Source organism: Vreelandella sp. DA03-1M, from assembly GCF_055725665.1.
In genome coordinates this window covers 4,548,143-4,574,547 of record NZ_CM146798.1, presented here as the reverse complement: position 1 = coordinate 4,574,547, position 26,405 = coordinate 4,548,143, and the positions used below count along the sequence as shown (strand labels likewise).

The 26,405-nt window shown below is 56.6% G+C and carries 23 protein-coding genes and 2 pseudogenes; 13 read left to right on the top strand and 12 right to left on the bottom strand.

Features of this window, described 5'->3' with window-relative positions:
* The first annotated feature begins 90 nt into the window (after nt 1–90).
* Together ACXUPB_RS21320 and recG are read left to right on the top strand one after the other, a co-directional pair.
* Entirely contained in the window at nt 91–1,020 is a 930-nt protein-coding gene (locus ACXUPB_RS21320; protein ID WP_472954618.1) for a hydrogen peroxide-inducible genes activator, read from the top strand.
* Nucleotides 1,017–3,095: an ATP-dependent DNA helicase RecG gene (recG, locus tag ACXUPB_RS21315; RefSeq protein WP_472954617.1), complete on the top strand. Its 2,079-nt coding sequence runs from the start codon at nt 1,017–1,019 to the stop codon at nt 3,093–3,095. Before ACXUPB_RS21320 ends, recG begins: the two co-directional genes overlap by 4 nt.
* Here recG and yccS read toward each other — a convergent pair.
* The 8 genes from yccS to ACXUPB_RS21275 all read right to left on the bottom strand — a co-directional run bounded on the left by yccS (nt 3,092) and on the right by ACXUPB_RS21275 (nt 14,019).
* Complete coding sequence (gene yccS, locus ACXUPB_RS21310) at nt 3,092–5,296, bottom strand: YccS family putative transporter (RefSeq protein ID WP_472954616.1); 2,205 nt, start codon at nt 5,294–5,296, stop codon at nt 3,092–3,094. The genes recG and yccS overlap by 4 nt on opposite strands.
* A 121-nt stretch (nt 5,297–5,417) precedes the next feature.
* Complete coding sequence (locus ACXUPB_RS21305; protein WP_472954614.1) at nt 5,418–6,734, bottom strand: NtaA/DmoA family FMN-dependent monooxygenase; 1,317 nt, start codon at nt 6,732–6,734, stop codon at nt 5,418–5,420.
* Between the two features lie 29 nt (nt 6,735–6,763).
* Entirely contained in the window at nt 6,764–7,588 is an 825-nt protein-coding gene (locus ACXUPB_RS21300; RefSeq protein ID WP_472954612.1) for an ABC transporter ATP-binding protein, read from the bottom strand.
* A gap of 26 nt (nt 7,589–7,614) precedes the next feature.
* A complete protein-coding gene (locus ACXUPB_RS21295) occupies nt 7,615–8,658 on the bottom strand; it encodes a FecCD family ABC transporter permease (protein WP_472954610.1) in 1,044 nt (347 codons plus the stop codon).
* Nucleotides 8,655–9,677 carry a FecCD family ABC transporter permease gene (locus tag ACXUPB_RS21290; protein WP_472954609.1) on the bottom strand — a complete coding sequence of 341 codons (1,023 nt, stop codon included), beginning with the start codon at nt 9,675–9,677 and terminating at the stop codon, nt 8,655–8,657. Before ACXUPB_RS21290 ends, ACXUPB_RS21295 begins: the two co-directional genes overlap by 4 nt.
* On the bottom strand, nt 9,674–10,654 hold the full coding sequence (gene fepB / locus ACXUPB_RS21285) for a Fe2+-enterobactin ABC transporter substrate-binding protein (RefSeq protein ID WP_472954608.1): 981 nt from the start codon (nt 10,652–10,654) through the stop codon (nt 9,674–9,676). Before fepB ends, ACXUPB_RS21290 begins: the two co-directional genes overlap by 4 nt.
* A gap of 25 nt (nt 10,655–10,679) precedes the next feature.
* Complete coding sequence (locus ACXUPB_RS21280; protein ID WP_472954606.1) at nt 10,680–12,890, bottom strand: TonB-dependent siderophore receptor; 2,211 nt, start codon at nt 12,888–12,890, stop codon at nt 10,680–10,682.
* A gap of 166 nt (nt 12,891–13,056) precedes the next feature.
* On the bottom strand, nt 13,057–14,019 hold the full coding sequence (locus ACXUPB_RS21275; protein WP_472954604.1) for a helix-turn-helix transcriptional regulator: 963 nt from the start codon (nt 14,017–14,019) through the stop codon (nt 13,057–13,059).
* Between the two features lie 249 nt (nt 14,020–14,268).
* Between ACXUPB_RS21275 and ACXUPB_RS21270 the strand changes: the two genes are divergently transcribed.
* From ACXUPB_RS21270 to epsC, 8 genes and pseudogenes are all read left to right on the top strand, one after another.
* Entirely contained in the window at nt 14,269–15,087 is an 819-nt protein-coding gene (locus tag ACXUPB_RS21270) for a DUF3100 domain-containing protein (protein WP_472954602.1), read from the top strand.
* Nucleotides 15,074–15,568 (top strand): hypothetical protein, encoded by a 495-nt coding sequence (locus ACXUPB_RS21265; RefSeq protein ID WP_472954600.1) that lies wholly within the window; start codon nt 15,074–15,076, stop codon nt 15,566–15,568. The genes ACXUPB_RS21270 and ACXUPB_RS21265 overlap by 14 nt, the downstream gene beginning before the upstream one ends.
* A gap of 10 nt (nt 15,569–15,578) precedes the next feature.
* Complete coding sequence (locus tag ACXUPB_RS21260; RefSeq protein ID WP_472954599.1) at nt 15,579–16,736, top strand: M20 aminoacylase family protein; 1,158 nt, start codon at nt 15,579–15,581, stop codon at nt 16,734–16,736.
* A gap of 59 nt (nt 16,737–16,795) precedes the next feature.
* Nucleotides 16,796–17,347 (top strand): annotated as a pseudogene (locus tag ACXUPB_RS21255) (NAD(P)-dependent oxidoreductase); the annotation flags it as partial.
* Entirely contained in the window at nt 17,333–17,767 is a 435-nt protein-coding gene (locus ACXUPB_RS21250; protein ID WP_472956773.1) for an NAD-binding protein, read from the top strand. The pseudogene ACXUPB_RS21255 and the gene ACXUPB_RS21250, both read left to right, overlap by 15 nt.
* Nucleotides 17,764–19,329, top strand: coding sequence for an aldehyde dehydrogenase family protein (locus tag ACXUPB_RS21245; protein WP_472954597.1), 1,566 nt, complete (start codon nt 17,764–17,766; stop codon nt 19,327–19,329). The genes ACXUPB_RS21250 and ACXUPB_RS21245 overlap by 4 nt, the downstream gene beginning before the upstream one ends.
* 75 nt (nt 19,330–19,404) lie before the next feature.
* The gene (locus tag ACXUPB_RS21240) at nt 19,405–20,280 is read left to right on the top strand and encodes a VOC family protein (protein WP_472954595.1); all 876 of its coding nucleotides are present in this window, start codon (nt 19,405–19,407) and stop codon (nt 20,278–20,280) included.
* 8 nt (nt 20,281–20,288) lie between these two features.
* Nucleotides 20,289–21,053, top strand: coding sequence for a serine O-acetyltransferase EpsC (gene epsC / locus ACXUPB_RS21235; RefSeq protein WP_472954593.1), 765 nt, complete (start codon nt 20,289–20,291; stop codon nt 21,051–21,053).
* Here the strand turns inward: epsC and ACXUPB_RS21230 are convergent.
* The 4 genes from ACXUPB_RS21230 to ACXUPB_RS21215 all read right to left on the bottom strand — a co-directional run bounded on the left by ACXUPB_RS21230 (nt 21,050) and on the right by ACXUPB_RS21215 (nt 24,004).
* Complete coding sequence (locus tag ACXUPB_RS21230) at nt 21,050–21,964, bottom strand: LysR family transcriptional regulator (RefSeq protein ID WP_472954591.1); 915 nt, start codon at nt 21,962–21,964, stop codon at nt 21,050–21,052. The two genes, epsC and ACXUPB_RS21230, sit on opposite strands and share 4 nt — an antisense overlap.
* A gap of 64 nt (nt 21,965–22,028) precedes the next feature.
* The gene (locus tag ACXUPB_RS21225; protein WP_008957129.1) at nt 22,029–22,385 is read right to left on the bottom strand and encodes a hypothetical protein; all 357 of its coding nucleotides are present in this window, start codon (nt 22,383–22,385) and stop codon (nt 22,029–22,031) included.
* Nucleotides 22,385–22,657 carry an HU family DNA-binding protein gene (locus tag ACXUPB_RS21220; protein ID WP_007112276.1) on the bottom strand — a complete coding sequence of 91 codons (273 nt, stop codon included), beginning with the start codon at nt 22,655–22,657 and terminating at the stop codon, nt 22,385–22,387. Before ACXUPB_RS21220 ends, ACXUPB_RS21225 begins: the two co-directional genes overlap by 1 nt.
* Before the next feature lie 126 nt (nt 22,658–22,783).
* Nucleotides 22,784–24,004, bottom strand: coding sequence for an NAD(P)/FAD-dependent oxidoreductase (locus ACXUPB_RS21215; RefSeq protein WP_472954588.1), 1,221 nt, complete (start codon nt 24,002–24,004; stop codon nt 22,784–22,786).
* Nucleotides 24,005–24,042: 38 nt separating this feature from the next.
* Between ACXUPB_RS21215 and ACXUPB_RS21210 the strand changes: the two are divergent.
* From ACXUPB_RS21210 to phoB, 3 genes and pseudogenes are all read left to right on the top strand, one after another.
* Nucleotides 24,043–24,666 (top strand): annotated as a pseudogene (locus ACXUPB_RS21210) (chorismate--pyruvate lyase family protein).
* A 35-nt stretch (nt 24,667–24,701) separates the two neighbouring features.
* The gene (gene ubiA / locus ACXUPB_RS21205) at nt 24,702–25,595 is read left to right on the top strand and encodes a 4-hydroxybenzoate octaprenyltransferase (RefSeq protein ID WP_472954587.1); all 894 of its coding nucleotides are present in this window, start codon (nt 24,702–24,704) and stop codon (nt 25,593–25,595) included.
* A 119-nt stretch (nt 25,596–25,714) separates the two neighbouring features.
* Nucleotides 25,715–26,404 (top strand): phosphate regulon transcriptional regulator PhoB, encoded by a 690-nt coding sequence (gene phoB, locus ACXUPB_RS21200; RefSeq protein ID WP_008957133.1) that lies wholly within the window; start codon nt 25,715–25,717, stop codon nt 26,402–26,404.
* Nucleotide 26,405 lies beyond the last annotated feature (1 nt).

The window sequence follows — 26,405 nt, the reverse complement described above, 5'->3', positions numbered from 1 at the left end:
GTTTTTCGTACAACGCTGTTTTCGCACAAACACTGTTTTCGTACATACCCTAGTCACAAGCTGCTACGAGAGGATGCCACTGGCACCGCTATGACTTTAACAGAACTTCGCTACATCGTAACCCTCGCCCAGGAGCGCCACTTTGGACGCGCGGCAGAACGCTGCCACGTTTCACAGCCCACACTCTCCGTGGCGGTGAAAAAGCTGGAGGAGGAGCTTGAAACGCCGCTGTTTGAGCGCTCTAAGTCCACCGTACAAGTGACCCCGCTGGGTGAAAAGATCGTTGCTCAGGCGCAGCGTGTGCTGGAACAGAGTACGCTGATTTTCGAGCTGGCCAGTAGCGGCAAAGATCAGTTGGCCAACCCGCTGCGCATTGGCGCGATTTATACGATCGGACCCTACCTGTTTCCTCATCTGGTCCCTGCGCTGGCCAACGCGGCCCCGCAGATGCCGCTGTATATTGAAGAAGGCATGACCGGCACGCTGCGCGCCAAGCTCAGAAGTGGCGAGCTGGATGTGATTATTGTGGCGCTACCGTTTACTGAAACCGATGTAGTGACAAAGGCCATCTATGAGGAAGACTTTGAGGTACTGATGCCCGCCAATCACCCTTGGGTGTCGCGCGAAGCGATCAATAAAGAGGATTTACTCGAAGAGCGCCTGCTGCTGCTTGGCGAAGGTCACTGCTTCCGGGACCAGATTCTGGAAGCCTGCCCGGCGATTACCCAAAAGCTCAACAGCCCCAACAATACGCTGATTGCCGAAGGCGGGTCGCTGGAAACCATTCGCCATATGGTAGCCTCTCGATTGGGCATCACCGTGCTGCCGCAGTCCGCGCTGGGCACCGACCAGTATGAAAATGCCATGCTGGTCAGTCGACCTTTTGTTGATCCAGCACCGTCGCGCACCGTGGCGATCGCCTGGCGGGCGAGCTTTCCCCGCCCTAAAGCCATCGAGGCGCTGATTCAGGCGATCAGCCACTGCCGTCAACCTGCCCAAGCCGTGAAAAGCGCCCCATGAGCGATCTCTCCGCGCCCATCACAGCGCTGAAAGGCGTAGGCGAAGCGCTGGCGCTAAAGCTTGGCCGGCTGGGGATTGAGCGCGTTAGCGACCTACTGTTTCACCTGCCCTTGCGCTATCAGGATCGCACGCGGCTGACGCCGATTGGCCTGCTGCGGGCAGGGCAGGAGGCGGTGATAGAAGGCGAAGTGACCGCCTGCGATGTGGTTAAAGGTCGCCGCCGCAGCCTGTTGGTACGCCTGCGTGATGCCAGCGGCATTCTGAGCCTGCGCTTTTTTCACTTTTCGCCCGCCCAGCAGCAACAGCTACGCCCTGGCGCGACGGTACGCGCCTTCGGTGAAGCGCGGGCCGGGGCCACCGGTTTAGAGATCTACCACCCCGAATACCGTCTCAGTGGTGGCAGTGAAACGCCGGTCGATGAGTATTTCACACCCATTTACCCCACCACGGAAGGCTTGAACCAACCGCGGCTGCGCGCTCTGGCTCAACAGGCGCTCGCGCTTCTCGACAACGCACCCGAAGCGTTGCCCGATGTGATTCCCGATACGCTGCTTCAGCGCTTCCAGCTGCCGGGCTTGCACGCCAGCCTGCACCTGTTACATCAGCCACCGCCCGATGTGAACATCGAGCAACTCACCAGCGGCCAGCACCCGGCCACGCGGCGTTTAGCGCTGGAAGAGCTGCTTGCTCACCAGCTTAGCCTGCGCGAGGTTCGCTTGCGCATACAGGCGGATGGCGCTCCTTCGCTGCCCTCCGGGCGCAGCCTACAGGCGCGCTTTCTGGCTCAATTACCGTTTGCCTTGACCGGTGCTCAACGCCGGGTACTCGAAGAGATCGGCCACGACTTGAGTCGCCCCGCGCCGATGCTGCGCTTGATTCAGGGGGATGTGGGATCGGGTAAAACCGTTGTCGCCGCCATGGCCGCGCTGAGCGCTTTGGCGGGCAATTGTCAGGCGGCGATTATGGCGCCCACTGAAATCCTCGCCGAACAGCACTACCGCTCGTTTCAAGCCTGGTTTGAGCCGCTGGGCATCGAAGTAGCGTGGCTGGCGGGCAAGCTCAAAGGCAAGGCGCGGCTGGATGCCAAAGCGGCGATTGCCGATGGCCGTGCGCGTATGGTGGTGGGCACTCATGCACTGTTTCAGGACGACGTGCACTTTGAGTGTTTGGGGCTGGCGATTATTGACGAGCAGCACCGCTTTGGCGTGCATCAGCGCCTGGCGCTACGCGAGAAAGGCGAAGCGGGCGGGCTTACTCCACACCAGCTGATCATGACCGCCACACCGATTCCCCGCACCTTAGCCATGAGTGCCTATGCAGATCTCGATGTTTCGGTGATCGACGAGCTACCTCCCGGCCGTACGCCGGTGAAAACCGTGGTGGTGCCCGATGAGCGTCGCCCCGAAGTGGTTGAGCGTATTCGACTGGCCTGTAGCGAAGGTCGTCAGGCCTATTGGGTCTGTACGCTGATTGACGAATCCGAAGTGCTGCAGTGTCAGGCTGCCGAAGTCACCCGGGATGAGCTAACCGTAGCGCTTCCTGAATTGGCGGTAGGGTTGGTGCACGGGCGCATGAAGTCGAGCGAGAAAGCCGCAGTAATGACCGCCTTTAAAGCGGGGGAGCTGGACCTGCTGGTAGCGACGACGGTAATCGAAGTGGGGGTGGATGTGCCCAACGCCAGCCTGATGATTATCGAAAACCCTGAACGCCTGGGGCTTTCTCAGCTTCACCAACTACGGGGCCGGGTAGGACGGGGCAGCACGGAAAGCTTCTGCGTACTGCTCTACCATCCGCCGCTGTCGAAAAGCTCCCGCCAGCGCTTGGCGGTGATGCGCGAAACCACTGACGGTTTCCGCATCGCCGAGAAAGACCTGGAAATTCGTGGCCCCGGCGAAGTGCTCGGCACTCGCCAAACTGGCTTGGCACAGATGAAAATCGCCGACCTGGAACGCGATGCCGACCTTCTGGAGCGAGTCAGCACCATGGCCCAAACGCTGCAGGGCAATCCCGAAATTACCGCCGTGCTGGTACGTCGTTGGTTAGGCGAGGCGGCAGGGCGCTATGGGCAGGTTTAAGCCGCTGTACTGCTGGCGGTGGGCGCTTCGCTTCCCACTAATCGATTTGCCGCCTCGCCTAGCGGGGCAAGCTGCTCTGTAATAAGACGGAGCTGGCTCTGAATAGGGCGATAAAGGGCGACGGCTTTTTCATCCGTAATAGCGGTATTCTGCCCTTCTAATTGGGCTAACAGTTCGGCGGTTTGATCCGCTAGCGCCTCTATCGGCTGGCGTTTATTCAGTTGTTCTGCGATCTGGCCCAACAGCTCACCAATACGTTTTGCTACCGGCACCAGCGTGGCGTCGTCTTCATCGTCTGCCAACTGATGGCGGTGGGCGCCTAGCGCCGAAAGGTGGCTAAGCAGGGTGTTGGAGAGCACCAGAAAACGCAGCCCGTTATCCGCATCCAGCTTCCGGTAGTGCCCCGGCTCGTGGAGCATATTGGTGAGTAGCGTGGAGAGTGCCGCGTCAGCGTTATGAGCATTGCGCCGGGCTAGGCGATAGGCCAAGTCATCCTGCTTGCCTTCCTCGTACTGATGGATAATCTCTTCCAGGTAGCGACGGTGGTTATTCAGCGCATTGGCGGCCTCACGGTAAAGCCTGCGCCCCTGCCAATCGGGCAGAATAAAAAACACCGCTAAGCCCGCGATCAGCGAGCCAATCAGGGTATCGAATAACCTGGGTAAGATTAAGTCATAGCCGTCGCCCACCTGGTTAAAGCTACACAGCACCAGCAGCGTGATGGATGCGGTAGCGATCACGTAGTGTTTCTCACGATTGGCAAAGAACGACACCCCTGCAGCCACGGCGATCATGCTCTGCACCAGCGGTTGCGGGAAGAGGCTGATCGACGCCCAGCCCACTACCAGGCCAAGTACAGTGCCTATTATCCGTTGGGACAAAAAACGCCGTGTGGTGGCAAAGTTGGGCCGGCAAACAAACAGCGTGGTCAGCAGAATCCAAAAGCCCTGCTCGGGGTCGATCCATTGCAGGATCCCGTAGCCAGTCATTAACGCAATCGAGAGCCGCACTGCATGGCGAAAAGTGGGGGAACCCAGCGTAAAGTTTAGGCGCACCCGCTTCCACGCTTCCAATACGCTGGAGGGCGAGCGGTCATACAGTGAGCTATCGCGACGATCATCGCTGACACCAGGGTTATGGGCACTGGCGAGCTGATTTTCCAGGGTGGCCAGATTCTCTGCTAGCGCACTTAATGGATAGAGCAGCGGGCGCCACTCGGGCTTACCTCGGTCGCGTAAGTTCTCTATTGAAGCGTGTAAATCGGCCAGCGCCTCTTCGCTCTGCTGGTGGTCAAACGGCCGGTTGAGTAACAGCGATTTCGCTAGTTGACGGCAGGAACGCCCCTGTTGATCCAGCAGCCGCTGGCAGCGAAACAGCACATCGTGGTGGAAAAACGCCTTGCTGAGCGCACTGTAAGGGTAGTGGGTGGAGCTAGCCCGTTCGTGAATATCCTGGGCAATAAAGTAAATACGCAGGTAGCGGTTGAGCTTGCGGTCACCGCGCTGGCCTTCAAGCCGCCTAAAAATCATCTCTTTGGCTTGATTAAGGGCATCGACGACTTTGCCATTTTGACGCGCTAGTGCTACCCGGCGGGCTTCCACGTCTACGCCCCGCACCGGCTCGAATAGCGCCGATTTCAGAATCAAAAACTCGCCCAGCGCTTTGTACACCCGCGCCATACTCTGCTTAACCGGCTGGCGCGAAAATAGCGCGCACCACACGATTGAAATTAATCCGTACCAGACAGCCCCCGCCAACAGCAGCAGTTGGCGGGCGGCCACGTCTTCATCGACCCCGCCGTGCTGCTCAATATTGATCATCGAGTAAATCGACAGGATTAGCGTGCCGGAGGCAATGGTGGCGTAACGCTGCCCAATGGCGCCGAGCATAATCAGAGTAAAGGTTGAAACGCCCAGGCCAACCACAAACAGCCACGGCCAGGGAAACAGCCACTGGACAATAAAAGACGCCGACGTAAAACACACCAGCGTGACCAGCAGGGCTTGAAAACGCCCCTGCCAGCTGTCATCGGTTTCAGAAAGCGCACTTGCAATAATGCCCAAAAACAGCGGAATCACCAGCGCGATGTCACCTGCAAAACCGCTAAACAGCAGCGCCCCGCTGAACGCGATAAACACGCGCAGGCTGTAGGCAAACTTATCTAGGGTCCATAGACGCCGCAAAGGCAGAGAAATCGGCATAGGGTCTCTTATTAATCGCTTTTGTTAGACCTTAGTATAACTCTTGTGGGTTCAAGTTTCTCTCTGAAAGCTTAGCTTCTGAACGATTTCGTTTTGCTGATCGTAAATACTTTTTTGCTACCTACGCGAGACCCAAATGTTCACGCAGCGTAGAGCCACTATAGGCTTTGCGAAACAATCCCCGTTCTGCCAGTGCTGGCACCAACGCTTTACAGGTAAGTTCCAGCGAGCGCTTGCTACCGCCGGGCAGAGCAATAAAGCCGTCGATAGCGCCTGCGGCATGCCACTGATCAATCGTCTCCAGCGCGTCTTCAACGGTTCCTACCACTTGCCAATGAGCTGAACCGGACGCTTCAGGTCGCTTAAGCAAAGTGGCCACCGTCGGCGACTCGTGAACCACAAGTTGGCGCAGTAGGTTTGCGTGGGTGCGGCTTCTTACCGGGTGATCGAGAGGCGTAAGCATCGCCTGGGTGATGCGCTGGTCAGGGGCGAGCGCAGATACATCAACCCCCAGCGCTTGGTGCAGAAACGCCTGTTGACGGCTTTCGTTATGCTCGCTCTGTGACGATTGGTACAGCGCTTGCGCCTCTTCACGGGTGTCACCGAGAAACAGGCTTAGCCCTGGCAGTATCCGAACCGCTGATGCGCTCCGGCCATGGCGCCTAGCGCGTAATTGGATGTCCTTACGCAATTCCAATGCAGACGCCAGACTGGGGGTCGCCGCGAAGATGGCATCTGCAATACGAGCGGCAAAATCGCGCCCGGTATCGGAGGCTCCGGCTTGAAAGAGAGGCATATCTCCCGCCTGATGGGAGGGGAGGGTTAATGGCCCCTTGATATCGAAAAAGTGGCCGTGATAGTCGAGCGTGGCCATTTGCTGGTGATCGGCGTAGCGACCCTGACGATCGTTTAGTAGCGCTGAGTGGGGGTAGCTTGCCCAGAGCTTGCGCACGACGTCGACGCACTCATCGGCACGGGCATAGCGCTCGGCCGGTGATGGCATACTCTCGATACCAAAATTTTGCTGGCCATCCAGGGCGGTGACAACGTTCCAACCTGCTCGTCCATGGCTGATGTGGTGTAACGACTGTAACTGGCGGGCGAGCAGGTAAGGCGGAATAAAGGTGGTAGAGGCCGTCGTTACCAGGCCGATATGGCGTGTCTTTTGTGCCAGGGCGGTCATCAACAGCGTGGGGTCAAGGCTACTGAAGCCGGGCGCATGAGCTAATACATCGGGGTCGATGAATAGGGAGTCTGGCCGAAACAGAAAGTCCAAATGAGCCTGTTCGGCCATCTGGGCAAACCCTGTGTAGAAGTCTGGATCGTGGATCGCCTCGATCTGACTGTCGGGACGGCGCCAGCTATTTCCGGCCAGCCACGTGATGGCAAGTGATAAACCGATACATAACGGTCTGTCGGTGGAGGATACGCGAGACATGTAAAGTTCCTGATGATGAATCATGATGGTTAAGGTCGAGGGGGAATGGGAACAACCATGGGGGTATGGGTGATGGGATCGGTCATGATGTGGGCGTCGATATCGAATACATGGGCCAGCACCGTTGGGCAAATCACATCAGCTGGCGTGCCCGCTGCTGCAATTTGTCCATCCTTCATGGCAATGATGTGATCTGCATAGCGAGCTGCCTGATTGAGGTCGTGTAGCACCATGACCAGGGTATGGTGTTGGCGACGGTTGAGTTGCAGACATAGCGCCAGTATTTCGTGCTGGTGTGCGATATCAAGATAGGTGGTCGGCTCATCCATCAACATAATGCGGGGGTTCTGCGCCAATACCAGCGCCAGCCAGACGCGCTGACGCTGCCCGCCCGAGAGTTCGTCAACTCGGCGCGTCTCCATGCCGGTTAGCCGAGTGAGTTGTAGGGCGTGGTCGACGGCAAACTCGTCCTCTTCGCTGTACTGACGGAACCACCCCTGGTGGGGAAAGCGGCCTCGGGAGACGAGATCCATCACGGTGATGCCGGATGGGGCGGTGGATACCTGCGGTAAAAGCCCCACCTGCCGGGCACGTTCACGAGCGGTGTAGTGTTGCAGTGGTTTGCCGTCGAGGAGGATCTGTCCCCGAGCAGGTGGCAGAATGCCTGCCAAGGCGCGCAGCAGGGTGGATTTTCCGCAGCCGTTTGGGCCGATGATCGCAGTGATGCGTGCATTGGGGAGCGCGATACTCAACTCGCTCAAGATTGTGGTGTTGCTGTAGGCCAGGCTGATGTTGTTGGCTTGCAGTTGACCGGAGCAAGAAGCAAGGATATGTGAAAGGTGCGGTGCGTTCATTGGCAAATTATCTCTATCACATGGCATTAACAGGGGTGACGGCGCGTTAATAGCCAGAGCAGATAGGCACCACCCGCAATGGCGGTGACACGCCCAATAGGGAGTATCAGTTGCCCTGGAAGATGCTGGGTCATCAAATCGGCCGTTAGCAGCAGCACCGCCCCCATGAAGGCCGCGCCGAGTATGGGAACACCGGGTGTGCGGGTCAGTCTCGTGACCAGTTGCGGGGCGGCCAGGGCAATGAACGCGACTGGGCCGATGGCACCTGTGGCCAGTGCGGCTAGCACAACACCGCAGAAGATCATTGATCGTCGGGTCCGTTCGACAGAGACACCTAACTGACGGGATACATCGTCGCCCATTTCGACCATGCTCAATGCGCGCGCAGCACACAGCGCTATCGGCAGTAGAATCAGCGTGCCGACCAGCGGAGGTAGGGCATGGATCCAATAGCGAGCATTGAGTGAGCCTGCCAGCCACATATTGGCCTGTACGGCGCTGTCGAGATTGCCCTTCACCAGCAGAAGGCCATTGAGTGCGCTTAGGGTGGCACCCATGCCGATCCCTATCAGCACCAGACGATAACTGTCGACCTGGCCCTGACGACGCGCTAGCAGATACACCACGAGTGCGGTCAACATTCCGCTTGTAACGGTTGCCAGCAGGATACCGAGCGTGTGCTGCCCTACCAGCACGATATAGCTGATAGCACCTGTCGCTGAGCCCGTGGTAAAGCCGATAATGTCTGGTGAGCCAAGCGCATTGCGCGAAATCGATTGAAAAATAGCTCCGGAGACACCCAGCGCAGCACCAGCAAAGAGACCAGTCAAGATGCGCGGCAGGCGAATGCCCCACACGATGCGCCCCTCGGTACTGCTCGACTGTGTGGTCAGTAGTGCATCAATGACCTGGGAAGGGGATAACGACATACGCCCCAGCATCAGCAGGCTGATGGCCAGGATAATGGCGATGAATAGCAACAGCGCGTTAATGAGCAGCACCCGCGGTGCGATGCCGATGGAGAGTGAGCCCAGGCGATATACACGAGGTATCGTAGCAACTCTCTTCATAGCTGCACCAGACTCCTACGTCTTGCAAGTACTACCAGGAAAGGACCGCCGATTAACGCAATCATGATGCCCACGCTGACTTCTCCCGGATGGGCGATACGCCGACCCAAGGTGTCAGCTACCAGCATCAATACGGCACCGATCAACATTGCGTGGGGGAGCAATCGAGGATGACCCGGCCCGACCATGAAACGCGCCATATGGGGGGCGGTAAGCCCAATGAAGGCGATTGGCCCGGCGGCGGCGGTGGCAGCCCCGGTAAGCAGAGTGACGACGAGCGCGGCAGTCAACCAAGTGCGTTGAACATGCACACCCAGCGCGCGGCCAAGCTCACGACCGAGTACCAGGGTGTCGAGTGAGTGCCCCAGCAGTTGAGCGATCACCAAACCAGCCAGCATCGGCATCGCCAGCGGTAGCAGTATGCTGTGGCCGCGCCCCTGAAGGGCGCCGACCGCCCAGTGCCGAAACTGATCGAAGACCTGCTCTTGGCTGTTGAGGGTAATGATATGGGTGACTGCCAGCAGGACGGCAGAAATCGCTGTACCGGCCAGGACGACGCGAACCGGATCTCCTCCCAGGCGCAGGCTGCTCAGCAGGAGCACTACCAGGCCTGTCACTGCGGCACCTGTCATTCCGAAAATAAGTAGCCCCACGGGAGCGGTAATGCCCAGCATCGCAATGCCGGAGGCGACCGCCACGGAGGCACCGGCATTGACGCCTAAAATGCCCGGATCTGCCAGTGGATTGCGTGTCAGCGCCTGCATAATGACGCCCGCCGTTGCCAGTCCCGCGCCGATCAGAATAGCCAGGAGTGCGCGTGGCAGGCGCAAATAACGTATCAGCAGATGGTCGCTTTGCGTCGGGTCAAAGTGGGTTAGTGCCTGCCACACCACGGCAGGTGCAATATCGTGAGTGCCGATCAGGGTACTTAGCAGTACGAGCAGGAAAAGGCCTGCTCCGTATGTCAGTAGTGATCCCCAGTTAAGCAACTGGCAGTTGAAGTAACTTACGTGAATCAAGGGGCGAAGTTCTCCCGCATTCCTTCGATGATCTCAAGAGCACTGTAATAGTCAATGCGGAACGAGTTGGCGCCCAAGCCGTAAACCTGACCTGACCGTATGGAGGGCAAATTGGCGAGGATGGGGTCGTTGACAAAGGGTGCAAGGTCGTCCTGATCACGGCGTAATAGAAATGTCGTGGGAGACGCCAACAGGGTTAGGTACTCGTATTCGGTACGCACAAAGTCGCCCGGCGTGTCGAATCCTGCATGCCAGCGTGGGTCTGCGCCCTCAATGTCAACGCCCAGCGAGGCCAGCAGCTGTGCGTGGGTACCATCATCCGTGGCGACGGGATTCGTGATGCCGGGGCCGTTGTAACTGATGATATTGGCGGTTCCTGCCGGGAGAACCAATTGCTGGCGAGTATCGGTAAGCCGCCGATCAAAACTTTCCAGCAAACGCTCGGCAGCCTCCCTGCGCCCTAGTGCGTCCGCCAACACCTGGGTCAATGTCTGCCAGTTGCGCTGGCCGTAGTCGAGTACCAGCGTGGGAGCGATGGCACGTAACTCGTCAACCTGCTCCAGAGCCGAGTCAGCGCCGTTGGCGGAAACCAGAATCAGGTCCGGTTGTATGGCATAGATGGCTTCCAGATCGACGTTTCCGGCAGCCCAGAGGTTTTCCACGCCGCGCTGATGAGCCACCTCGGCCCACTGGGCAAAGAAAGCCCCGTTGGCGTCGGCAGCGCTGGCCACTACCGGCGCCTCGATAGGCAGCAAAATACCGGTTAAGGTGACCGAGGTCGACAGAATGCGTTCAGGTGGCTTGGCAATCTGCAGCGTAATGCCATCATCGCTGTGAACACTGCGCGGCCAACTGCCTGCCAGGACGGGTGCGCTGGCCATCAGCACTATCAGCGCCACAATCATGCCCACCGCATGCTGTCGGAGGCGTGGGTGACACGCTACCGGAGGGTGAAAAAAAGTGATTAAAAAGCGCATCGTGGTGGCTCCTGAAAAGAGTCGGCTACCAGCGAAGGTTGACGCTGGCTGTCACCGTCCGACCGCTGCCGTAGTAGCAAGAGGTGGCGGCACTACAGGTGGCAACATAACGTTCGTCAGTTAAATTGCTGGCATTGAGAGCGAATTCCAGGTCCGTATTGCCAACCCGGCCGGCGTCGTAGCGAAGCGCTGCGTCGTACAATGTGTAATCGGGAATGTGCAGATAATTTCCTAGGTCACCGTAGGTTTCATCCACATAACGTGCGCCAGCGGCAATGCTCAAACCATCAAGCGGCCCACTCCAGAAGGAGTAATCAAGCCAAAGTGAACCCATCCACTCCGGTACCCGAATCATACGATTGCCCTGGTAGCCGTCGTTATTACGTGTCACTTCCGAGTCGAAACGGGTGAGCGCGCCAATGACGCTAAAGCCTGGAGTGGGTGTCACCCGCCCTTCCAGTTCGATACCGCGAATTTGCACTTCGCCAGTCTGTACCTGGAAACTCTCATCGGCGTCATTACGTGGGTCGGCGGTAAGCACGTTCTCTTGGCGCAGGTCGTAGGCCGATAGTGTAATCATGCCGTCGATAGTTCGGGGTTCGTACTTGACGCCCACCTCCCATTGGGTACCAGTGGTCGGCTCGAAGGTGCTGCCGTCGCGGGTTGTGCCGGTGGCAGGCTGAAAGGATTCGGCATAGCTGACATAAGGTGACAGGCCGTTATCAAAGAGATAAATCAGTCCGGCACGGGCGGTAAAAGCTTGATCTTTGGTGATAGCGCGAGTATCGGTCAGGCGGTTCAGCGAGTCGATTTCGAACCAGTCATAGCGGCCACCGATGGTCAAACGCCATTGATTCCAAGCTAACTGATCCTGTAAATAGAGGCCTCGCTGCTTGTCGGTCTCTTCGGTTGAGGTTTGAGCGAATAGTGTGGGTGCGAAGTCATAATAGGTATAAACCGGGTGATAAATATCGATGGCGATAGCGTTGGGATCGACGCTGGCGGCTTGGCGGAAGAAATCCCAGTCGCTCTTCTGCCAGTCGACGCCAGCCAGCACCCCGTGGATGACATCGCCCGTTTCAATTTCTCCCTCTAGGCGGGTATCGATGCTGTACCCCTTGGCTTCGCCTTCGCCCTGCACTGCCCGCCGTGCCAGGATACGGTCATTCTGGAGGGTGTTGAGTTCCGTCAGCGCCGCGCCGCGTACGCCATTGCCCACCGATGCTCGATAGAGCGAGTCAACGTGGGTATAGCGTGCGTTCTGGCCCAATTTCCAACGTTCGTTCAGCTCATGATCCACTTGCCAGCCAGCGGTCCACAGTGTGCGATCATAGGTATTCCAGCCGGGTTCGCCAAGGAAGGTGGTGTTGTCGATATAGCCATCGGCGGCGGGGATCACGGTACCTTGATAGGGCAGAAACTGAAAAGTACTGCCTCCGTCGTTTTCCTGGTATGAGCCCAGCAGGGTCAACTGAGTCGCGTCGTCGTTGAACGTGAAGGTAGCGCTCGGTGCCAGGAACCAGTGCTGATAACTGGTTTCATCAATCTGTGTATCGCCATCGCTGAACAAACCGACCAGCCGCCAGCGTGCACGCTCGCTGTCGTTGGTGCCGCCGACATCAAATGCGCTTTGATAGCGGCCGCGCTCATCCACCTGTAGACGCAGTTGTTGCTCCTGATCAAGTGTGGGCATTTTGCTAACCTGATTGACCATCCCGCCCGGTGCGATCTGTCCATAGAGAACACTGGAGGGGCCCTTCAGTACTTCCACGCGTTCCAGGTTCCAAGCGTTGAAGGCCACGCGGTTCCAGCTATTGCCACCGTTTGAGGGTACGCGCAGGCCATCCAGTGTGACGTTGTTGCTGAAACTGCCCGCATCGAAGCCACGGATATAGAGATCATCCACGCGGTTATCGATGCCTTGGCTTTCCGGTAGAACACCCGCTGTGTAGCGCGTGGCCTCATTAAGGTTCTGTACACCTCGCGCATCGAGTTCGTTGCGCTCAATGACCGTGACGGACTGCGGTGTCTCGGCCAGCGGCGTATCTGTTTTGGTGGCGGCGCTGATGGTGTCTGCGGGGCGGTAGGCATTGACCGTTATGGTGCTGAGTTCGACTTCCTCATTGCCCGAAGTTTGTGCGAATAACGGGGTGACTGTAATGCTGCTACCTGCCAGTAGTAAGCAGAGCGGCAATACTTCGTGTCGTCGTATGTAATAACGCGATCGGAACTTCATGCAAACCTCACCTGCGACTGATAGTTATTCGCATTATTTTTGCATGCTGGTCGTTGGGTGTCTTAGGCGAGGTAGGCAAAAACATAGGCATGCCCATCATTTTTGCAGGCAAGTACCAGGCGTTTGCTCTAGATGTGCAGGTAAAAAAAGCCTCATGGTAGCGGTGCTAACGCGCTGTTCTGTTGAGGACCTGTTTGGGTGATATGCCAAAGTGGCGCTTGAAGGCGGCGGAGAAGCTGGCGGTATGTGAGTAACCCGCTATGTCGGCAGCCTCACTAACACTAATGCCTTCGCGTTGTAGCGCCAAGCGCGCTTTTTCCAAACGGGTATGCTGTAAAAACTCGAACACGCTAACCCCATGCGCTTGGCGAAAATGACGCTGAAGGGTGGCGGTTGCCATATTGGCTTCGGCGGCAATCTCTTCAAGGCTTAAATGCATGCTAGCGTTAGCCTTTAACCAGCTTGCCAACTCGCGCATGCGATAGTAATTGCGCGTGCTAATACCTCGCAAGGGACGGTTGTGTTGATCGCTTATACCGTGCGACCAAGCATCCAGGAATAGATCAAGCGCCCGACTTTCAAGGTATAGCCTGACCAACTCAGGGGGGAGCGGTGGTGGCGTCAACATCTGCTCTGCTAGTTCACAAGCGCGGATTGAGGCTTTCCATTGTCGAGTGCACAAGTGTTTCTCTAACTGAGCAGCCGCTGCCGAGGTGTAGCCGATGGCATCGCCACATAGTGACTGCTCTAGCCACTCGCGACTTAGATTAAGACTAACGCGCCTGGAAAAATCGCCTTGTCTCGTCGTCCGGCAAAACAATTCGTCTTGATTTGTCGTCACCAGTGCCATAGTGGGAGAAAAGGCATTATGTTCACCGCCGCGGCCTGCGTTGAGCTTTAACTGCTGGCTCCCGAAGCGTAGATCCAGCTCCCCCTCCAGCAGCATTACCAAGCTGATGCTGTTATTAAGATTTGCTTTACGCACAGCGTCACGTGCTTTGGCGCCACGTTCGAAGTACAGGCCCAGGCCAGGCTGCAGCAGGAGATGTCCCTGGTTGGGAATAGGGATGGGCCCCACTTCTGAATGGGAGAAAGGAGTATGGAGAGAAGAACGGAGCGCTTTGGTCATAAGAAAAGCGACACATAAGGGAGGGTTATGGAATACCTGGCATCATACAGTAGAATAAGACGATTGATAATTGTTTTCATTATCGCGCTTATGAGTGTTTTATCATTCGCTTCGCTTTAAGCCTAATCGGGTGGAGGCCAAAAGCCTATTGACGGAAGTGTGTTCTAAAAATTAGCGCACTAAAGCCCTATGATTGAAACAGTAACCTTTCGATACTCGGAGTGACACTAAAAAAACAGGAACACTCCAATGGATCTCAAGCTACTGCTGGACTGGCGTCTGCACCTGACGGTGATCGTGACGTCGATGTTTGCCGAGTGGATAGGCATTGTGCGCATTCCGCTCGGGCCGGGGACACTACTGTTATTACCTCTGCTTTACGCCTTTATCATTGGCGTGATCTTCAACCCCCACCTTTTCTCGGCAATGGGCAAGGTTATCCCCAAGCCGGTTAGTAATGCGGCAGGTCCGATTATCCTGATCGCAATTTTGCCCTTTATTGCCAAGTTCGGTTCTACCATTGGCCCGGCAATTGAGCAGATCATCGCCGCTGGCCCCGCGCTGATACTCCAGGAGCTGGGTAATCTCGGCACCATGTTGATCGCGCTGCCCTTCGCGGTGTTAGTGCTCAAGATGGGCCGGGAAGCGATCGGTGCTACCTATTCCATTGCCCGCGAACCCAATATTGCCATTATTTCAGACCGCTACGGCCTCAGAAGCCCTGAAGGCATCGGCATCATGGGCGTGTACGTGGTGGGCACCATGTTCGGTACGCTCTATTTCGCCTTAATGGCGGGGTATATCGCTTCGTTGGATATTCTCGATATCCGTGCGCTGGCCATGGCCTGTGGGGTGGGCAGTGGCAGTATGGTGGCAGCGTGTTCGGCCGCATTAGCCGAAGCGGTACCGGCATCCAAAGACGAACTGCTCGCCTTTGCAGGGGCAAGTAATTTGCTCACTTACGCAACCGGTTTGTATGTTTCGCTGTTTATTGCGTTACCGGTGACCGAGTGGATGTATAAGCGCCTGAAAGGCTCACGCCAGGAGGTTAGCCATGAAAACTCATGAGAATACGGTCGATCAGTTCGATGCCGAAGCGCTTAAAGAGCTGCGCCCTGAAAACCAGTTAGGCAAAACGGCGCTGGTACTGGCAGCCGTGTGTGTGGCTGCATGGTTTAGCAATATCGTCAACGGTTCGCCTTTATTAGACGCACTGCCCGGCATGCTGATTCTTTACGTCATGGTCATCATCGGCTTGGTCATCGGACGCGTATGCCCCTTTTACCTGCCCAGCGTGGCCTGGGTATCGCTGATCAGTATTATCGCGACGCTGCCATTTTTCCCGGGTAATGGTTGGATAATCGCACGACTGGCGGAGGTCGACTTCTTAGCGGTGGTCACGCCGGTATTGGCCTATGCAGGGCTGGCGCTGACCGGACGTGAGTTTGCCATGTTCAAGCAAACCGGCTGGAAGCTAGTGATCGTGGCCTTACTGGTATTCACCGGCACCTTTATCGGCTCTGCCGTTGTCGCTCACATAATGCTTTAAGGATAGGACGATGACTGCCTCAGTAAACTTGCCGGATAGCGAAACATTAAAAGCGTGGCGTCACGATTTCCACCAGCACCCGGAAACCGCGTTTGAGGAGCACCGTACCAGTGCGCGTATTGCAGCGCTGCTGACTGAGTGGGGCTTTGAGGTAACTACCGGGATTGCTGGAACGGGTGTGGTCGCCGCTCTGGATGGTCAACAGGGTGAAGGCAAAACCATCGGCCTGCGGGCCGATATCGACGCCCTGGATATTCGTGAAGAGACGCAGCTTGCCTACGCCTCGCAAACGCCTGGCAAAATGCACGCCTGTGGCCACGATGGTCATACGTCCATGCTGCTGGGCGCCGCCTGGGCGTTAAAGCAGCAGCCGGATTTCAAAGGCCGGGTGGTGTTTATCTTTCAGCCCGCTGAAGAGAGCGCTGGTGGTGGGCGCGTCATGGTCGAAGAGGGCCTGTTTGAGCGTTTTCCCATGGATGCCGTATACGGTCTGCATAATTGGCCGGGCCTGCCGGTAGGTGAGGCAGCGGTGCATGACACCGATGTGATGGCGGCTTTCGATATTTTTACCCTAAAACTGATTGGCAAGGGATGCCACGCCGCGATGCCACACTTGGGCATCGATACGGTGCTGGCAAGCTGCCAACTGATCAGTCAGTTACAGGGGTTGGTGAGCCGTGAAACGCCGCCGGATAAATCGGCGGTGCTGAGTATTACCAGCATCCACGCCGGGGATACCTTCAATGTGATTCCGGAGCAGGTCGAGCTGCGCGGTACGCTGCGCTGCTTTGATATGACGCTTAAAGAGCATTTGGAAGCACGCTTCAAACAGGCGATTGGCAGTTTGGCAGAGTTTCACGGCTTAGCCGTTGAACTGGATTACCAGCGCTGCTACCCGGCTACTATCAATACCCCTGAACATGCCCAGCGCTGCGCTACGGTGCTGGAACGCTTACTCGGTAGCGATAAAGTAAAGCGTAATCCGTCGCCCAGCATGGCCTCTGAAGACTTTTCGTTTCTGCTGGCCGAGCGGCCGGGTGCCTATATCTGGATGGGCAACGGCGAAGATTCCCCCTCGCTGCACAATCCGCGCTATGACTTCAACGACGCGCTGTTGCCGCTAGGAACACGCTATTGGGTGGAGCTGGTAAGGGCGCTGCTCACTTAAAATATTATTGCCACTTAACGATCTTGCTTAACTAACTATGTTGTTCGCTCTCACATGCCCGCTGGGTAGGGGAGCGGCTACGCCAAATATCTACACCGAACATAGCGTTTCACCATCAAAAACGCTTAGGGAGTTTTAGAATGTCTTTAACCATTACCGTTATTGGGCTTGGTCAGATGGGCGGTAACATGGCGCTCACCCTTAAAGCTGCAGGGTTTGAAGTCACGGGCAGCGATGTATTTGAGCAAGCGCGATCTCGCCTTGCTGCTCAGGGACTAACCGTTGTGGCGCCTGATGCGCTGCCCGCAAGTGATGTGTATCTGCTTTCGCTGCCCACTTCTGCCCATGTCCGTGAGGTGATCGAGCAATCTCCAGGCCTGCTTGACCTTGCGCCGAATGGTAGCGTGATTGTCGATACATCAACGAGCGACCCAGCGGTTAGCCGTGAATTGGCTGAAAAAGTAACTGCAGCGGGCCTTCACTGGCTGGATGCCCCCGTCAGCGGTGGCCCCAAAGGTGCTGCCAGTGGCAAGCTGGGTATGTTGTTAGGCGGCGATGAAAGCACTATCGAGCGGGTATTGCCAATACTGGAAGCGATGTCAGCCAAGCGCACCCATGTGGGCGGCCCAGGCAGCGGCCATGTGGTGAAACTTGCCAATAATTACCTGTGTGCCGCGCACTTGTTAACCACCGCCGAAGCCGTGGCTATGGCCGCCAAGGCGGGCGTCGACCCCGTTGCCTGTCTGGCGGGCATCAATAGTGGCTCCGGGCGCAGCGCGATTAGCGAGGTGAATTTCCCAGAGTGGGTGCTGAGCGAGCGCTTCGATTCTGGCTTTACCTCCGGTTTGATGCGTAAGGATCTGCGTTTGGCGCGGGATGCCGCGGAGCAATTGAATATTCCCTTACCGCTGTTACAAGCCGTTGTTGATGCTTGGCACGCGAACCCCGAGCAGCCAGCTGATAGCGACGATTTTAACCATATCACTACGCCGATATTAGCGCGTGGCAGCCAAGCGGAGGGCAACCAATGAACTCACTTAGCCAACATGCCTGCGACCATCTGGCTGAACTGCTTAAAGGTTTCGGTTTAGCCGCTACCACGCCGCTAAGTAACTGGATTGATGGCGCATTAGTCGCAGGGGAGGGTGAGGAAATCACCCTGATCAACCCGGCCACCGGCGAAGCCCTGGTGAGCTATCGTGATGCGGGCACGACGTTAATTGAGCGTGCTACTCAAGCGGCTACGCGTGGGCAGCGTGAATGGATGGCGCTTACCGCCAGCGAACGTGGGCGTCGCATGAATTCGGCGCTGCGTGGGCTAGAGGGCCATGAAGAAGCGCTGGCGCAGTTGGAGAGCGTCGTTGCCGGTAAGCCGATTCGTGACTGCCGGGCTGAAGTAGGCAAGGTGCGCGAGATGTTTGAATACTACGCGGGCTGGTGCGATAAGCAGCACGGCGAAGTGATTCCAGTGCCTACCTCGCACCTTAACTATGTACGTCATGTGCCCTATGGCGTGGTGGGGCAAATTACCCCCTGGAACGCCCCGATGTTCACCTGCGCATGGCAACTGGCCCCGGCGATTGCAGCGGGCAACGGCGTAGTACTGAAGCCTTCCGAACTGACGCCCTTCTCATCGGTGGTAATTGCCCAACTGCTCGAATGCTCTGGAAAGTTCGGTCAGGGGCTTCCTAAAGGGTTAATAAATATCGTCAATGGGCTGGGCAAGTCGACTGGCGCAGCGCTGACCGACCACCCCACTATCAGCAAGCTGGTATTCGTGGGCTCTCCCCAGAGTGGCCGCATGATTGCTGAAGCCGGCGCACGCCGATTGGTGCCCAGCGTGTTAGAACTAGGGGGTAAATCTGCCAATATCGTCTTTGCCGATGCCAAGCTGGACGAAGCCGTCGCCGGTGCCCAGGCGGCAATTTTTGCTGCCGCAGGTCAGAGCTGTGTGGCGGGCTCACGGCTGTTGATTGAGCGATCGGTGTTTGAGCAGGTCACCAGCCGTTTGGCCCGGGCCGCGGAACAGATTGCGGTCGGCCTTCCCAGCGATGAAGTGACGCGCATGGGGCCTTTGCAGAATCGCCGTCAATTTGAGCAGGTCACCCGGATGATTGAGGCTGCCGAAGCGGCAGGCGCGAGAGTGTTAACGGGTGGCAAGCGTCCCGAAGGACTGCCAGACGAGGCCCACGGCTATTTTATCGCCCCTACCGTGCTGGTCGACGTCACGCCGGAGATGGAGATCGCTCAGCAAGAGGTTTTCGGCCCGGTGTTGATCGCCATGGCCTTTGAGGGCGAAGCCGAAGCCATTCAGCTCGCCAACGAAACTCGCTTTGGTTTGGCTGGCGCCGTTTGGAGCCAGGATGTGGCGCGGGCGCATCGCGTTGCCGGTCAACTGCGTGCGGGCACGGTGTGGGTCAATAGCTACAAGGCGATCAGCGTGATGTCCCCGTTTGGTGGCTTTGGCGATAGCGGCTTTGGACGCTCTAGCGGTTTGGACGGCCTGCGCGAGTACACAGTGCCGCAAAGCGTCTGGGTGGAAACGGCACCGGAAGCCAGCGTGGCATTTGGCTACGGTAGCGGCGTTGGTTGATTGTTCCATGGGACCTGAGGATATTGTTCTAACTTGCTGGGGCGCTTCGCTCCAGCAGCGTGAGGAGTTACTGCAATGAGCTTTGGCATTGATCACCCCTTAGTCGCGGTAGCCGATTTAGATGTGGCCGCCGAGCGCGCGGCCGCATTGGGTTTTACCCTCAATCCGCGCCACAGCCACCCCTGGGGTACCGATAATCACCTGCTGTTTTTACACAATAATTTCATTGAACTGATTGGCATTGCACATCCAGAGCTAACAGATTATCGGGATAGCAACGGCTTTCAATTTGCCAAAGTGGTGGAAGATCGCTTAGCCATTGGTGAGGGGATCGCCATGGTGGCATTAGAAAGTGAAGCAATGTCGACGGATCATGCGCTGTTGACTGCGCGTGGTTTTGAAGGCCATTCGCCTATTGAGTTTCGCAGACTGGCGCATCTTGCCAGTGGTGATGTAGAAGTGGGTGTCGCGTTAAATATCCTCCATGACCCTCAGCAGCCTTTCCTTACCCAATTCTTGTGCCAGCAATTGCGTCCTGAGCTGTTTCGCACAGACCCCACCCTTGAGCGGCACGCTAATACGGCGACGTCTATTACCGATATTTGGTATGTGTCAGATAGCCCTGCTCGAGACTTGGAGCACTTTCGTCGTATCCATGGCGATGAAGCGATTCAAACGCAAACGGGGGGCTTTAAAATTCACACTGATAAAGGGATTTGTCATTTATTAAGCGACTGGGCAATAGGTGAGCACTTTGAGGTGTTGGAAGGGCTCTCGTCAGTGCCCGCTAGGGCGGTGGCGCTAACTCTGGCCTGTGATGATATTGCCGTGGCGATTAATCACTGGCAGAAGCGCTCGCTACCTTTTGCACCATTGAGCGCCCATGAGGCCGATATACCGCCTGAAGTGTTAGGCGGAACAGTGCTGCGTTTTTCTCAAATCACGGTGTGAGAGCGTTAATGATGACCGCGACCTCAGATGTAGGCGGCCACGCCTTTAATGACCCTGACGCGCTCTGGCGGGAGATTCAGGCAGCCGCCCTTGAAGCTTCCCGCACGCAGCCACTATTAGCGGATTTTTACCGACATGCTTTGCTTGATCATAGCGATTTTGCTTCGGCACTTGCCGTTGTTATCGCTGAGACGCTGTCATCTCCCCATATATCGCATGCCTCGGCACTGGCAGAGATACGTGCTGTGCTGGCGGAAAACCCGCTGATCGTTGAGTCCGCCCTGGATGATTTGCGGGTGTTACTACAGGAAGACGCCGCCATCCCAGAACCTTTTACACCACTGCTCTTTTTTTCTGGTTATCGAGCACTGCAGTGTCATCGCGTCAGTCATGTTTGGTGGACAACCGCTAGGAAGAGTATGGCGAGCTACCTCCAGTTTTGCTGTAGTTGTACATTCAGCGTAGATATACATCCTGCTGCACGCATTGGTAAAGGCATCTTTATTGACCATGGTGTGGGTATTGTTATTGGCGAAACCGCCGTCGTCGAAGATGGTGTCACCCTTTTTCAGGGCGTCACATTAGGCGGAACGGGTAAGCTTGATGGTGACCGTCACCCCAAAGTTCGGCGGAATGCTTTTTTGGGTGCAAACGCCGTTGTGCTTGGCAATATTGAGGTTGGTGAGGGCTCGCGAATCGGTGCTGGCGCCATTGTCACAAAAAGCGTAACCGCTGGAGCGACGGTGGTGGGACTGCCTGCGACCGCGCGCTAATTCACATCGCGAAACGCTTGCATCCAGCGCTGCAGGTGGCGTAGCAGCAGAATGCTAGCCTTGGGCTGTTGGCGGCCTACGCGCGTGACCATGTGGGCCTGGGAGCGCTGAAACAGCGGATTATCTACCTGACGCGCCACTAGCGTGCCTGCTTCTAAATCGTGTGCGACGGCAAAGGCGGGCAGTAGGGTAATGCCCATGCCGCTGCGCACATATTGTGCTAATACCACCATGGAATTTGTATTCATTGCCATGCGCGGGACTATACGAGACTGCTGAAATGCTTGGTCGACCATTTGACGCACCCCATGGGTGGTGTCCCACATGGCCATCGGCTGGTCGCTAAGCTGAGTCAGCGTGAGAGGTGACGTCTGGCTGGTCAATGGGTGATCCGGCGGCAGAATAGCCATCAGTGGCTGAGGACTGGATGACCAGAAACGCAGCTGGGGATGGGTACGCTCATGGAACATCAAGCCGATATGACTGTGATCGCCGACAATGGCGTCAATAATGCCCGAGGTGCCTGCGGTATGGATGTCGAGCTGAATGCCCGCATAGCGTTGGGTAAATTCGTGCAGCGGCGACGCTACTAGGTCACTGACAAATCCTTCACCGACGGTGAGCGATATCTTGCCGGTTTCCATGCGCTGGTAGGCTTCAAGTGACGCGATAAAGCCTTCGTCCAGTGCGCCGCGACGTTCGCAGTACTCAAGCAGCATTTCACCGACCGGGGTCGGTGAAATGCCGCCGCGCTGACGCTCCATGAGGGTGGCTCCCAAGGCTTCTTCCAGCAGCGAAATTTGCCTGCTGACCGCCGAGGGAGCAATGTCCAGACGCGCCGCAGCACGGCGAACTGAGCCAGACTCAAGGGTAACGCGGAAGTACACTAAGCGTTGATGAGGTATGTCCATCGATAGCTGCTATACCTCTGCCTGGTTTACCCTTTGCTGACCGCTCAATACTGCAAATACTGGGCTACAAATATTTGAGCAGCTTCTGCAGCTTGTTCATATCGGCGGAGTCGCCCACTAAACGCACGTTGCCACTCATCATGCCGTCAAGAAAGGCTTGCTGAGTGGGCTTTTTGAGCACTTTTAACGCAGTGGCTTGGTCTCGGAAACGCAGTTCAAGGTCTAAGTCGACGGGCAGCCCTTTACCGGTGCTGATGCCTTTCGGCGTCATCCGGTAGTGGCGGGCTATGCTTAGATCTTCCGTGGCGATTCCCCAGTCCAGGCCGCGCATGCGTTCTAACTGTTCACGAAAGCGCGGCTTGCGGCGCAGGGCACGTTTGAGCAATATGCCCAGCAGCCACAGCGTCAGCTTGAGCTTCATTAGGAAACGGCGTCCTTAAGTCCTTTGCCTGGCTTAAAGGCAACATTTTTGCTGGCCGGAATTTGTAGTGGGGCACCGGTTTGTGGATTTTTACCGGTACGTGCTGCGCGCTCACGTACCGTAAAGGTACCGAAGCCGATCAGAGCGACATCTTCGCCCTTAGCAACGCTGTTAGTGATCTCATCCAAAATAACGTTCAGTACTTGGCCTGCTTTATCTTTTGACAGGTCGGCACTTTCAGCGATGGCAGCAGCGAGTTCAGGTTTGCGCATAAGAAATCTCCCTTTAGTAAACAATCGAACTTTTGTTAAAGAATCGAGCGTAAAGCAAATGCAGGTTGTTGGGCGCGTCATTAGCACTAGGTAGCTTCTCTAGCCTAGTCGTGAACGCGACGAAAATCAGCCTAGCAGCGTAGGTGCTGCTCTGGAAAGCTCCACTTTCCTTCTCACGCAGCCCCCTGTCAACGCAAAACCAATCAAACGTCCGTCTTTATTTTCGGCTAACGCACTGATATCACCACCTTCGCCTTCAATTCGCCAGCGTTCAGGTGGGGTGGTTGGCGGGTAGGCGACCACTGGCAGCAGGGGTGTTTTAACCACTATTGGCCAAGCGCCAAAGCTGACCGGCGTGGGAGTGCCCGCGAGCGTTGCCGCCAATGCCTTAGCGCTCGCTTGCAGCGGCTGCACGTACATGGCGTTAACGCCATCGACGCAGGCGACATCGCCCAGGGCGTAAATATCGGGGTGTGAAGTACGCAGTTGGCGGTCAACTTGTATGCCGCTCGGCGTTACGCTAAGACCCGCGGCTTCGGCAAGCGCCGTACGCGGCGTTAGGCCAGTTGCCATTAGTACGAGATCGGCGCTGATAGCCACGCCGTTATCCAACCGTAATATGATGTCATCACTACTGCTGGGTGTTAGTGAATCTATCGTGCGGCCTAAGCAGAGTCGGATGCCTGCCTCATTGAAGGCATCGCCCAGGGCGTTGCCCAGCGGCGCGGGCAACAGGCGGGGCAGTAGCGTAGCTTCAGGCGCTATGATGCAGAGGTGATGACCTCCGGCGTGCAGGTCATTAGCAAATTCACAGCCGACCAGCCCGGCGCCAACAATCGCCACCCTTGCTGGGCCCTGGCCTAACGCCTGATAAAAGCGTCGGTAGTCGTCTAGGTCATTAATGGTGAAGCAGCGTGGTGCTACGCTGGGGTTGATGCTGAACGGCATCCTGGGCGCAGCGCCGGTGGCTAATACCAGTGTTTCGTAGCTTAGTTTTTCAGAGCTTAGTTTTTCATAGTTGGGCGCTTGTCCAACGTCGAGAAGAAGTGTCCGGTTATCCACATCCAGTGCCGCCACGAGGGTGTGGGTAATGATGCGTGCGTTTAACTCATCCCCCAGTTCGGCAGCGTTTCGCTGGGCCAGTTTGTCGGGCGCTAGGCCTTTAGCGAAGCCGGTGGAGAGTAACGGTTTGCTGTAATCGTCACCGCTGTCAGCACTAATCAACGTGATTGAACGCTGGTCACCGAGACGGCGTAGTGCCCGGGCTAAGCCAATCCCGGCCATTCCCGTGCCAATAATGACCAGCGCAGCGTGGGATGAAGAGAGCTCTGGTTGTGAGGTGGGCATGCAGACACCAAAAAAGTCGCTGAAACAAAAGCCTGTTAGTGCTGCATGTTACACTAGTCGATCCGTTTATTGCCCTGGAGAACTTGGTGACGCCTGCAGCTTTTCGGCAAACTTCTCTCTTTTCGAGCTGGCGTCCCGTTGCTGCGGCGCGGCCTGCCATGAGCCCTTCCTGGTGGCAGTGGGTTGCTTCTACCGACTCGTTAACCGCCCGCTTAATAACCGCTGGTGGTGAGAAACCGTTTCGGGTGCGGCTGCTACGCCAGGGCGTCGGCTGGCCGCGAGAGGAAGAGGCACGGGCGTTGGGCATTGCTCCCAAGCGCTACGCATGGCTGCGTGAAGTCGCGCTGTGCTTAGATGAAACGCCTTGGGTGGTGGCGCGCTCCGTCGCTCCGCTTACTCAGTTAAAGGGCCAGCGTTTGGAAGGGTTAGGTGAGCGCTCGCTAGGCAGTTGGTGATTTCGTCAGCCAGGTTTACTTCGCGGGCCGCTTGAAGCCACTACCCAATCCCCCTTATTTGCTCGTATGAACGGTATCGAAAGTGACTGTACCTGGGGCCGACGTTCAGTGTTTTATCACGGCGGTAATCACGGTGGGTTGTCGTTGTTGGTGCAAGAGTATTTTTTGCGTGCGATGGCGGATGACCTTGATCTGCCATCGCGCTAGGCTAGCGCCTGCATCTTATTTTTCGTGAGGTAAGCATGGATCGTTCACTGTTGCGGCCGAAGGGATGGGCTCGCGTGGCAGATTTTATACAGCTGATGCGTTTGGATCGACCCATTGGCACTTGGCTGTTGATGTGGCCGACGCTTTGGGCGCTGTGGATTGCCGCTGAAGGGGTACCCGGCCGTGATGTGCTGCTGATTTTTGTGGCCGGTGTTTACGTCATGCGCGCGGCTGGCTGCGTGGTGAACGATTATGCAGATCGCCATTTCGATGGCCATGTGAAACGCACTAAGCATCGCCCGCTCGCCACCGGTCGAATCAGCGAAACCGAGGCTCAATTGCTGTTTATTGGTTTGGTGGCCGCAGCGTTTATTCTGGTGCTACTGACGAATTGGTTTACGGTGCTGCTCTCGCTGGGCGGGGTATTTCTGGCAGTTATTTACCCGTTCATGAAGCGTTATACCCATTTTCCCCAGGTGGTGCTGGGGGCGGCATTCTCATGGGCAATTCCAATGGCCTTTGGCGCCGTGCTGGGCCATGTGCCGTTGGAAGCGTGGCTGCTTTTCTGTGCAAACGTGCTATGGACGGTGGCGTACGACACGCAATACGCCATGGTCGATCGCGACGATGATTTAAAAATTGGCATTAAATCGACAGCCGTGCTGTTTGGCAACGCGGACCGCCTGATAATCGGCCTGCTTCAGGTAGCCACCCTGGGGTTGCTGGCCTGGGTAGGCTGGCGGGTCGGGTTAGGTGGGTTCTTTTGGCTAGGGCTCGCTGCAATGGCGGCGACTTTCCTGCATCAGCAGCACTTAATTCGTTATCAGGAGCGGGATCCCTGTTTCCAGGCGTTTCTGAATAATCACTGGTCGGGGCTGCTGATTTTTGCTGGTATTGCGCTAAGTTGGTGGCCTGCGGTGGGTCAGTAACTGTCATTGTCATGTAACTGTCATCAAGTCATGGTGTTATCGTCACTGACATGTCATTGAACTGTTTTTTTGGACTGTTTTCTTTGAACTGGCTTTTTTGCACACCGTGAGGCTCTGGTATGACCGCCAAAACCGTTCTGATTGTCGATGATGAATCGTCGATTCGCGAGATGATCGCGGTAGCGCTGGAAATGGCTGACTACCGTGTGCTCGAAGCAGATAACGCCCAGGATGCTCACGCCATGGTGGTTGACCACCAACCTGATTTATTGCTGCTTGACTGGATGATGCCTGGCACCAGCGGTATTGAGCTGGCTAGGCGTTTGAAGCGCGAAGAAGCCACCGCTGAGATCCCCATTATCATGCTCACCGCTAAAGGCGAAGAGGATAATAAGATCCAAGGGCTTGAAGCCGGTGCCGATGACTATATCACCAAGCCCTTTTCGCCCCGCGAATTGGTGGCACGGTTAAAAGCAGTGCTGCGCCGCGCGACACCGCGTGGCGTTGAAGATCCGATTGAGATTAATGGCCTGTTGCTTGATCCGGTTAGCCACCGGGTAAGCGCTCACGGCAAAGCGCTAGAAATGGGCCCGACCGAGTATCGTCTTCTGCAGTTTTTTATGACCCATCAAGAGCGCGCTTACACACGTAGCCAACTGCTTGACCAAGTATGGGGTGGTAATGTGTATGTCGAAGAGCGTACTGTCGATGTGCATATTCGACGCTTACGAAAAGCGCTGGGAGATGTGCATCAAAACCTGATTCAAACGGTTCGGGGTACCGGATACCGTTTCTCTGCACGGGTGTAAA

Excerpts from the sequence above, each read along its gene's own strand:
- ACXUPB_RS21320 (WP_472954618.1), top strand. The coding sequence starts at position 91 with ATGACTTTAACAGAACTTCGCTACATCGTAACCCTCGCCCAGGAGCGC.
- recG (WP_472954617.1), top strand. The coding sequence starts at position 1,017 with ATGAGCGATCTCTCCGCGCCCATCACAGCGCTGAAAGGCGTAGGCGAA.
- yccS (WP_472954616.1), bottom strand. The coding sequence starts at position 5,296 with ATGCCGATTTCTCTGCCTTTGCGGCGTCTATGGACCCTAGATAAGTTT.
- ACXUPB_RS21305 (WP_472954614.1), bottom strand. The coding sequence starts at position 6,734 with ATGTCTCGCGTATCCTCCACCGACAGACCGTTATGTATCGGTTTATCA.
- ACXUPB_RS21300 (WP_472954612.1), bottom strand. The coding sequence starts at position 7,588 with ATGAACGCACCGCACCTTTCACATATCCTTGCTTCTTGCTCCGGTCAA.
- ACXUPB_RS21295 (WP_472954610.1), bottom strand. The coding sequence starts at position 8,658 with ATGAAGAGAGTTGCTACGATACCTCGTGTATATCGCCTGGGCTCACTC.
- fepB (WP_472954608.1), bottom strand. The coding sequence starts at position 10,654 with ATGCGCTTTTTAATCACTTTTTTTCACCCTCCGGTAGCGTGTCACCCA.
- ACXUPB_RS21280 (WP_472954606.1), bottom strand. The coding sequence starts at position 12,890 with ATGAAGTTCCGATCGCGTTATTACATACGACGACACGAAGTATTGCCG.
- ACXUPB_RS21275 (WP_472954604.1), bottom strand. The coding sequence starts at position 14,019 with ATGACCAAAGCGCTCCGTTCTTCTCTCCATACTCCTTTCTCCCATTCA.
- ACXUPB_RS21270 (WP_472954602.1), top strand. The coding sequence starts at position 14,269 with ATGGATCTCAAGCTACTGCTGGACTGGCGTCTGCACCTGACGGTGATC.
- ACXUPB_RS21265 (WP_472954600.1), top strand. The coding sequence starts at position 15,074 with ATGAAAACTCATGAGAATACGGTCGATCAGTTCGATGCCGAAGCGCTT.
- ACXUPB_RS21260 (WP_472954599.1), top strand. The coding sequence starts at position 15,579 with ATGACTGCCTCAGTAAACTTGCCGGATAGCGAAACATTAAAAGCGTGG.
- ACXUPB_RS21250 (WP_472956773.1), top strand. The coding sequence starts at position 17,333 with ATGTCAGCCAAGCGCACCCATGTGGGCGGCCCAGGCAGCGGCCATGTG.
- ACXUPB_RS21245 (WP_472954597.1), top strand. The coding sequence starts at position 17,764 with ATGAACTCACTTAGCCAACATGCCTGCGACCATCTGGCTGAACTGCTT.
- ACXUPB_RS21240 (WP_472954595.1), top strand. The coding sequence starts at position 19,405 with ATGAGCTTTGGCATTGATCACCCCTTAGTCGCGGTAGCCGATTTAGAT.
- epsC (WP_472954593.1), top strand. The coding sequence starts at position 20,289 with ATGATGACCGCGACCTCAGATGTAGGCGGCCACGCCTTTAATGACCCT.
- ACXUPB_RS21230 (WP_472954591.1), bottom strand. The coding sequence starts at position 21,964 with ATGGACATACCTCATCAACGCTTAGTGTACTTCCGCGTTACCCTTGAG.
- ACXUPB_RS21225 (WP_008957129.1), bottom strand. The coding sequence starts at position 22,385 with ATGAAGCTCAAGCTGACGCTGTGGCTGCTGGGCATATTGCTCAAACGT.
- ACXUPB_RS21220 (WP_007112276.1), bottom strand. The coding sequence starts at position 22,657 with ATGCGCAAACCTGAACTCGCTGCTGCCATCGCTGAAAGTGCCGACCTG.
- ACXUPB_RS21215 (WP_472954588.1), bottom strand. The coding sequence starts at position 24,004 with ATGCCCACCTCACAACCAGAGCTCTCTTCATCCCACGCTGCGCTGGTC.
- ubiA (WP_472954587.1), top strand. The coding sequence starts at position 24,702 with ATGGATCGTTCACTGTTGCGGCCGAAGGGATGGGCTCGCGTGGCAGAT.
- phoB (WP_008957133.1), top strand. The coding sequence starts at position 25,715 with ATGACCGCCAAAACCGTTCTGATTGTCGATGATGAATCGTCGATTCGC.